We start from the raw sequence: 7,138 nt of genomic DNA, 5'->3' as shown, positions 1-7,138 counted from the left end.
GGATGCTGTCGGCACAGCATCCCCTTCGCCGATCGCCCCGCGCACCACGGCGACCGCCTCGTCGGTCGTGGTCGCGGCGCGTAGGGCGGCGGTGAAATCGTCGTCCATCAGGCTGCGGGCGAGCTTGGACAGGACGGCAAGGTGCGCCTCGGCGGCCGTATCCGGAGCCGCGATCAGGAACACGAGGTCGGCCGGGCCGTCGTCGGCGCCGAACGCGACACCGGGCGAGAGCCGTGCGAACGCGAGCGAAGGCTCGGTCACGGACGCGCTCTTGGCGTGCGGGATCGCGATGCCGCCGGGCAGCCCGGTCTCATCCTTCTCCTCCCGCGCCCACGCATCGGCGTAGAGCTGGGCGGCATCGGTCGCGCGGCCCTGCGCGACCACCCGCTCGGCGAGCGCACGGATGACCGCCTGCTTGTCGGTGCCGAGCGGCTCGTCCAGACTGACGAGCTGCGGGGTGATGGTGTTAGACACGGTCGACCTCCTCTGGTCGTGGTGTTCCGGCCCGCACGCCGGCGTCGGCGAGCGGGGTGACGGCGACGGTGCCCGCGGGCAGGTCGTCGGGTGTGGGGATCTGGGTGCCGGGCAGGGATGCCGCAGCCGCGCCGTAGCGGATCGACGATCGCAGACGCGATTCGGGTGTCGCATCCGACGCGAGATCGGCGAGCAGGTAGCCCGCGAGCGAGCTGTCGCCCGCCCCGACGGTGCTCGCGACGCGGATGCGGGGCGGGATGCCGACCCACGCGCCGTCGGAGGTGGCGAGCACCGCGCCCTCGGCGCCCAGGGTCACCAGGGCGGCGCCGACCTTCGCGGGAACGATCGCGCCGGCGATGCGCAGCACCTGCGCGCGGAGGTCCGTGCCGTCGTCGAGGGTCGCGCCGGCGAGTTCGGCGAGTTCCTCGTCGTTGGGCTTGATCAGGTCGGGCGCGCCGTGCTCGACGACGGCGCGCAGCGGCGCGCCGGAGGTGTCGACCGCGACGCGGGGCGATCGGTCGCCCCAGCGCGCGCGCACGGCGCGGATGACGTCGACGTAGAAGTCGGCACCGGGACCGGGAGGCAGGGACCCCGCGAGCACGAGCCAGTGGGCACCTGCGCAGGAATCGACGACCGCCGCGATGATGTCGGTCGTGTCGGTCGCCGAGAGCATCGCGCCCGGCAGATTGAGCTTCGTGGTGGTTCCCGCGGGGTCGGTGATGGCGATGTTCGCGCGGCTGTGTCCCGCGATCGGCACCGCGAGGTGCGGGATCCGCGCCGCCCGCAGTGCCGCGACGTACGGGTCGTCGTCGGCGAGCGGCAGGACGGCGGTCGTCGCGACACCGGCCGCCGCGACCGCTCGCGAGACGTTGATTCCTTTGCCCCCGGCATCCTCTCGCAGCGAGAGCGCCTGCTGCACCTCGCCCGGAGCGAGCGGCGCCTCGAGCGCGATCGTGCGGTCGAGGGAGGGGTTGGCCGTGAGGGTGACGATCATGCGGTCCAGACCTCCACGTCGGCGGCGTCGAGCGCCTCGATGAGCGACGGCGGCAGCGGGGCGTCCGTGACGACGACGTCGACGTCGGCGATGCGCGCGAACTGGACGAGGTACTCGTCGTCGGCCTTGGTGGCATCGGCGAGGACGATCACCCGACGGGCGGCCGAGACGATCGCATGCTTGACGGCCGCCTCTTCGGGGTCGGGCGTACTCAGCCCGAACTGCGCCGAGAATCCGTTCGTGCCGAGGAAGGCGATGTCGGGACGAAGTCCCTCGATAGCCCGCACGGTGCTCGATCCGACCGCGGCGGCGGTGAGGCCCCGCACGCGTCCTCCGACGATCGTCACGGGCAGGTCCTCGCGCGCACCGAGCTCGAACGCGATCGGAACCGAGTGGGTGACCACCTCGACCCGCCCGCCCTCTTGGCCGAGGTGTGCGGCCAGCTCACGGGCGAGGGCGGCGGTCGTGGTGCCGGCGTCGATGTAGATGGATCCTTCGAAACCGTCCGGCAGGGCCTCGAGCGCGCGGGCGGCGATGCGCTGCTTCTCGGTGCTGCGCACCATGTCGCGCTCTCCCACGGCGGTCTCGACGGTGCTGGCACGACCCGCCGCGACGGCGCCGCCGTGCACGCGCCGCAATGCCCCGGAACGTTCGAGGGAGTCGAGGTCGCGGCGCACCGTCTCGGTGGTGACGCCGAACTCACGGGCGAGCTCGACGACCGAGACCCGGCCGCGTGATGTCAGCTGGCGCTCGATCGCGCCCTGGCGCTCCGTTGCGTACATGTGGCCTCTTCCTCAAGGATTGCCCACACGTTACAACAGAGATCAACAGAAAACAACACTCGACCGCGCGGCCGACTGCCCGAGCATCAGTCGGACGATCACCGCCAGTCCCGCGGCGTCGGCGGACAGGAACGAAGGCGTCCGACGTACCGCGCGGGATCCGGCCGCAGCCGGGAGGAGGCGACACCCGAAAAGGAGACAACAAAAAAGACCCCCGGATCTCGAGGGTCTTACTTGCTGGGGTACCTGGACTCGAACCAAGAACAACGGAACCAGAAACCGCCGTGTTGCCAATTACACCATACCCCATGGGGTGTCGACCGAAGCCGTACCAAGGGTCAAGTCTAGACGATGCTCACGGCATCGGCCAAACCGACCCGGCCCGCCTCAGCCCGCGAGGTGGTCGACCAGGGCCCCGAGCCGACGCACCGACTCGGCCTTGCCGAGCAGCTCCATCGACTCGAAGAGCGGCGGCGACACGCGGCGGCCCGTGATCGCGACACGCGGCGGCCCATAGGCGATTCGCGGCTTGAGGCCGAGGTCGTCGACGAGCGCGGAGGCGAGGGCGGCCTGGATCGCCGCGGCCGTGAACTCGGAATCGGGCACGACCTCGATCGCGCCGACCGATGCGACGAGCACCTCACCCGCGTTCGCGGGAAGCCCCTGCAGCGCGTCCTCGTCGTAGACGACGTCGTCCACGAAGAGGAAGCCGAGCATGCCCGGAACCTCGCCGAGCATCTGCACGCGCTCCTGCACGAGCGGAGCCGAGGCGGCGATCGTCGCGAGCTGAGCCTCGGTCGGGGGCTGGGCGATGAACCCGGCCTCGGCCAGGTAGGGCACGATACGCGCCGCGAAATCGGCGGGCTGCAGCATCCGGATGTGATCGCCGTTGATCGACTCCGCCTTCTTCTGGTCGAAGCGGGCGGGGTTCGGGTTGACGTCGACGATGTCGAACGCGGCGATGAACTCCTGGAGCGAGAAGACGTCGCGATCGGGAGCGATCGACCAGCCGAGGAGCGCGAGGTAGTTCAGCAGCCCTTCGGGAACGAAGCCCTTCTCCCGCTGCAGGAAGAGGTCTGCGCGCGGGTCGCGCTTGGAGAGCTTCTTCGTGCCGTCGCCGAGCACGAGCGGCATGTGCCCGAACCGGGGGATGAAGCTCGTCACCCCGGCGTCGATGAGGGCACGGTAGAGGGCCAGCTGACGCGCCGTCGAGGGCATGAGGTCCTCGCCACGCAGCACATGCGTGATACCCATGAGCGCGTCGTCGACGGGGTTGACGAAGGTGTACAGCGGCACTCCCCCGGCCCGCACGATCACGAAGTCGGGAAACGACCCGGCGGGGAAGGTGACCTCGCCGCGGATCAGGTCGGTGTAGGTGACGTCCTCGTCGGGCACACGCAGCCGCCAGGCCGGCTCCCGCCCCTCGGCGCGGAACGCGGCCTTCTGCTCGTCGGTGAGGTGACGGTCGTGGTTGTCGTATCCCAGCTGCTTGGCGCGGCCGGCGGCCTCGTTGCGCGCATCGATCTCGGCGGCGGTGGAGTAGCTCTCGTACACGGCGCCCGCCGCGATGAGTTTCTCGAGCACGCCGGCGTAGATGTCGTGCCGCTGCGACTGCCGGTACGGCTCGTGCGGGCCGCCCTTCTCGACACCCTCGTCCCAGTCGATCTCGAGCCAGGTCAGGGCGTCCAGCAGCTGGCGGTAGCTCTCTTCGCTGTCGCGGGCAGCATCCGTGTCCTCGATGCGGAACACCATGGCGCCGCCGTGGTGGCGCGCGTACGCCCAGTTGAACAGCGCCGTGCGCACGAGGCCGACGTGGGGCAGACCCGTCGGCGAGGGGCAGAACCGCACGCGCACATCGGCGCCGGTCGCGGTCGTGGTGGGATACGAGGTCTCAGACATACAGGGCTCAGTCTAGTTGTGGCGCCCCGCTCCGCCCGGTCGCGGCATCCCCGCCGCCTCGCGCGCGGCAGCCGCGTACACATCTGCGGACAGAATCGCTCGACACGCCGCAGGTGGGCCGCACTCACCGGCGTGTCACGCCCCCGGTCCGCAGTTGTGCACGCCCGGAGTCGCACGGCCGGCCGGGCGGCCGGGTGAGAGGCGGTCAGGGGGTGGATGCCGGGGGCCGGGCGGTCGGGCGCGTCAGAGGCAGCAGGGCCACGACGACAAGCACGGCGGCCATCGCCACCACCGCCAGCCCGCCGTACCCGATCGCTCCGAGGACGAAGCCCGCGCCGATCGCCCCGACGCCGCCGACGAGGTTCATGATGAGGTCGCTGCGGCCCTGACGACGTGTGCGCAGGCGCTCGGCGGATGCCTCGGTCAGCAACGCGGACCCCGCGACCGTCGCGGCGCTCCAGCCGAGCCCCAGCAGCACGAGGGCGATCCCGACCGCGAACGGCGCGTCGGCGCCGAGCCAGGCCACGAGGAGGGAGGCGAGCAGAATCGCCTGGCCGAGCAGGATCACCCGCACACGGCCGAGCTTGTCCGCGAGGATGCCGAACACCGGGCTGAGCGCATACATGCCCGCGATGTGCAGGCTGATCGTCAGCCCGATCACGGTCAGCGAGGCGCCGTGATGCTGCAGGTGCACGGGCGTCATCGCCATGACGGCCACCATGACGCCGTGGCTCGCCGCGATCGCGATGATGGCGAACAGCGCGACGCGGGGGCGATCATCGTGCGCGATGGGGGCCGCTCCCCCGCCCCGCGCCTCGCGCCCGAGGCGGTCGGCGAGCACCAGAGGATCGGGGCGCAGCATCCCGAGGTACAGCGCGACCGCCGCGACCTGGGCGACGATCGTGAAGACGTAGGGGCCGGTGAGCGTCGGCATGCCCAGAGCCCGCCCGATCGCCTCGCCGGGCCCCACGAGGTTGGGCCCGAGCACCGCACCGATCGTCGTCGCCCAGACCACGAGCGAGAGGTCGCGGCCTCGGGTGCGGTCGGTGGCGAGGTCGGCGGCGGCGAACCGGGACTGCAGATTGACCGCGGTGCCGGATCCGACCAGCAGGAAGCCCAGCAAGAGCACCGGGAACAGGGACGTCGCCGCCCCGCCGATCACGACGAACACGCCCGCGAGGGCCATCAGCATGCCGGTGGTGAGCGAGATGCGCCTGCCCCGGCGGCGCGCGAGCGCCGCGAGGGGTACGGCAACGGCCGCGGATCCCAGCGTGAGAGCGGCGGTCGCAAGGCCCGAGAGCGCGTCGTCCCCCGAGACTGCGGCGGCCAGGAGCGCTCCCAGCGAGATCGTCGTGCCCGCGGCCAGTCCGCCCAGCACCTGCCCGGCGGAGAGCACGAGCACCGTGCGGCGCTGGATGCGCGCGATGTCGGCGGGCGCGCCCGCGGCGATCGTCATCGCGCGACGCCGACGGGGCGCATCAGGCGTTCCGCACCGAGTTGCGCAGGGTGCCGAGGCCTGTGATCTCGATCTCGATCTGGTCGCCGGCCTCGAACGGGCCGACGCCGGCCGGGGTGCCGGTGAGGATCACGTCACCCGGCAGCAGCGTGAACGCCGCCGAGGCGTAGGCGATGATGTCGGCGACCGAGTGGACCATGTCCGTGAGGGGCGCGTCCTGCGTGATCGTTCCGTTCAGACGCGAGGTGAGCCGCGCACCGTCGAGGTCGAACTCGGTCTCGATGGCGGGGCCCAGCGGGCAGAAGGTGTCGAAGCCCTTGGCGCGCGCCCACTGACCGTCGCTGCGCTGCAGGTCGCGGGCCGTGACGTCGTTGGCGATCGTGTAGCCGAAGACGTGATCGAGCGCGCGCTCGACGGGCACGTTCTTGCCGACCCTGCCGATGACGACCGCGAGCTCCCCCTCGAAGTCCGTGCGCTGCGACTGCGACGGGCGCACGATCGCGTCGCCGGGCCCGATCACCGCGGTGTTGGGCTTGAGGAACAGCAGCGGCTCGGCCGGCGCCTCGTTGCCGAACTCGGCCGCATGGTCGTGGTAGTTGCGCCCGACGCACATGATCTTGGAGCGCGGGATCACGGGCGCCAGCAGCGCCGCCTGAGACAGCGGAACACGTTCGCCGGTCGTCTCGAGCCCCGCGAACAGCGGGTCGCCCGAAAGGACGACGAGGTCGGTGTCGTCGACGATGCCGAATCGGATGCTGTCGTGGTGGCTGAACCGTGCGATCTTCACCCGTTCACCCTACGGCGCCGGTCAGGCGTCGAGGCGCAGCAGCCAGTTGTGGGTGTCCTCACGGCGCCCGTACTGGATGTCCGTGAGCTCTTCGCGCAACGACAGGGCGAGGTCGCCCGTGGGCTGCTCGTCGAAGAAGTCCTTGCCCTTGAGCAGACCGATCGGGGTGACCACGGCGGCCGTACCGCAGGCGAACACCTCGACGATGTCGCCCGAGGCGACTCCCTCGCGCCACTCGCCGAGCGACACCGCGCGCCCCTCGACCCTGTGCCCGCGGTCGCGGGCGAGCTGCAGGATCGAATCGCGCGTGATCCCCTCGAGGATCGACGGCGACTCGGGGGTCACCAGAGTGCCGTCCTTGTAGACGAAGACGACGTTCATGCCGCCGAGCTCCTCCACATTGCCGTCGGCGTCGAGGAACACCACCTGGTCGCACTCGTTCTCGTAGGCCTCGGACTGCGGCAGCAGCGAAGCGGCGTAGTTGCCGCCGGTCTTGGCCGCCCCCGTGCCGCCCTTGCCGGCTCGGGCGTAGTCCTCGCTCAGCCAGATCGACACCGGCTGCACGCCGCCCTTGAAGTAGGCGCCGGCGGGCGAGGCGATGACGTAGTACGCGACCTTGTGCGCGGGACGTACGCCGAGGAACGCCTCTTTCGCGAACATGAACGGCCGGAGGTACAGGCTCTGGTCGGAGCCCGAGGGCACCCAGTCGCCGTCCACCGCGATGAGTGCGCGCAGCGACTCGATGA

7 protein-coding genes and 1 tRNA gene are annotated in these 7,138 nt (G+C 71.1%); all 8 read right to left on the bottom strand.

All coding sequences use genetic code 11. From position 1 onward, the window contains the following. Window positions 1-474: fructose PTS transporter subunit IIA (locus DI573_RS13105; protein WP_292815124.1), on the bottom strand; the 474-nt coding region annotated here is incomplete at its 3' end. Next, complete coding sequence (locus DI573_RS13100; protein WP_292815122.1) at window positions 467-1,468, bottom strand: 1-phosphofructokinase; 1,002 nt, start codon at window positions 1,466-1,468, stop codon at window positions 467-469. The genes DI573_RS13105 and DI573_RS13100, both read right to left, overlap by 8 nt. Further along, the gene (locus tag DI573_RS13095) at window positions 1,465-2,250 is read right to left on the bottom strand and encodes a DeoR/GlpR family DNA-binding transcription regulator (RefSeq protein ID WP_292815120.1); all 786 of its coding nucleotides are present in this window, start codon (window positions 2,248-2,250) and stop codon (window positions 1,465-1,467) included. The genes DI573_RS13100 and DI573_RS13095 overlap by 4 nt, the downstream gene beginning before the upstream one ends. A gap of 237 nt (window positions 2,251-2,487) precedes the next feature. Further along, window positions 2,488-2,559, bottom strand: a tRNA-Gln gene (locus tag DI573_RS13090). Window positions 2,560-2,637: 78 nt separating this feature from the next. After that, on the bottom strand, window positions 2,638-4,149 hold the full coding sequence (gene gltX, locus DI573_RS13085; protein WP_292815094.1) for a glutamate--tRNA ligase: 1,512 nt from the start codon (window positions 4,147-4,149) through the stop codon (window positions 2,638-2,640). 205 nt (window positions 4,150-4,354) lie between these two features. After that, a complete protein-coding gene (locus DI573_RS13080) occupies window positions 4,355-5,605 on the bottom strand; it encodes an MFS transporter (protein ID WP_292815090.1) in 1,251 nt (416 codons plus the stop codon). A 22-nt stretch (window positions 5,606-5,627) separates the two neighbouring features. Further along, window positions 5,628-6,392: a fumarylacetoacetate hydrolase family protein gene (locus tag DI573_RS13075; RefSeq protein ID WP_292815087.1), complete on the bottom strand. Its 765-nt coding sequence runs from the start codon at window positions 6,390-6,392 to the stop codon at window positions 5,628-5,630. Window positions 6,393-6,413: 21 nt separating this feature from the next. Then, on the bottom strand, window positions 6,414-7,138 hold a 725-nt coding region (locus DI573_RS13070), incomplete at its 5' end, for a branched-chain amino acid aminotransferase (protein ID WP_292815083.1).

This window comes from Microbacterium sp., from assembly GCF_003248605.1.
GTDB lineage: Bacteria > Actinomycetota > Actinomycetes > Actinomycetales > Microbacteriaceae > Microbacterium.
The sequence above is the reverse complement of the archived record's forward strand: the minus strand, read 5'-3'. Positions and strand labels throughout refer to the sequence as shown.

Coding starts and splice junctions, on each gene's coding strand:
- gltX (WP_292815094.1), bottom strand. CDS start 4,149: ATGTCTGAGACCTCGTATCCCACCACGACCGCGACCGGCGCCGATGTG.
- DI573_RS13080 (WP_292815090.1), bottom strand. CDS start 5,605: ATGACGATCGCCGCGGGCGCGCCCGCCGACATCGCGCGCATCCAGCGC.
- DI573_RS13100 (WP_292815122.1), bottom strand. CDS start 1,468: ATGATCGTCACCCTCACGGCCAACCCCTCCCTCGACCGCACGATCGCG.
- DI573_RS13095 (WP_292815120.1), bottom strand. CDS start 2,250: ATGTACGCAACGGAGCGCCAGGGCGCGATCGAGCGCCAGCTGACATCA.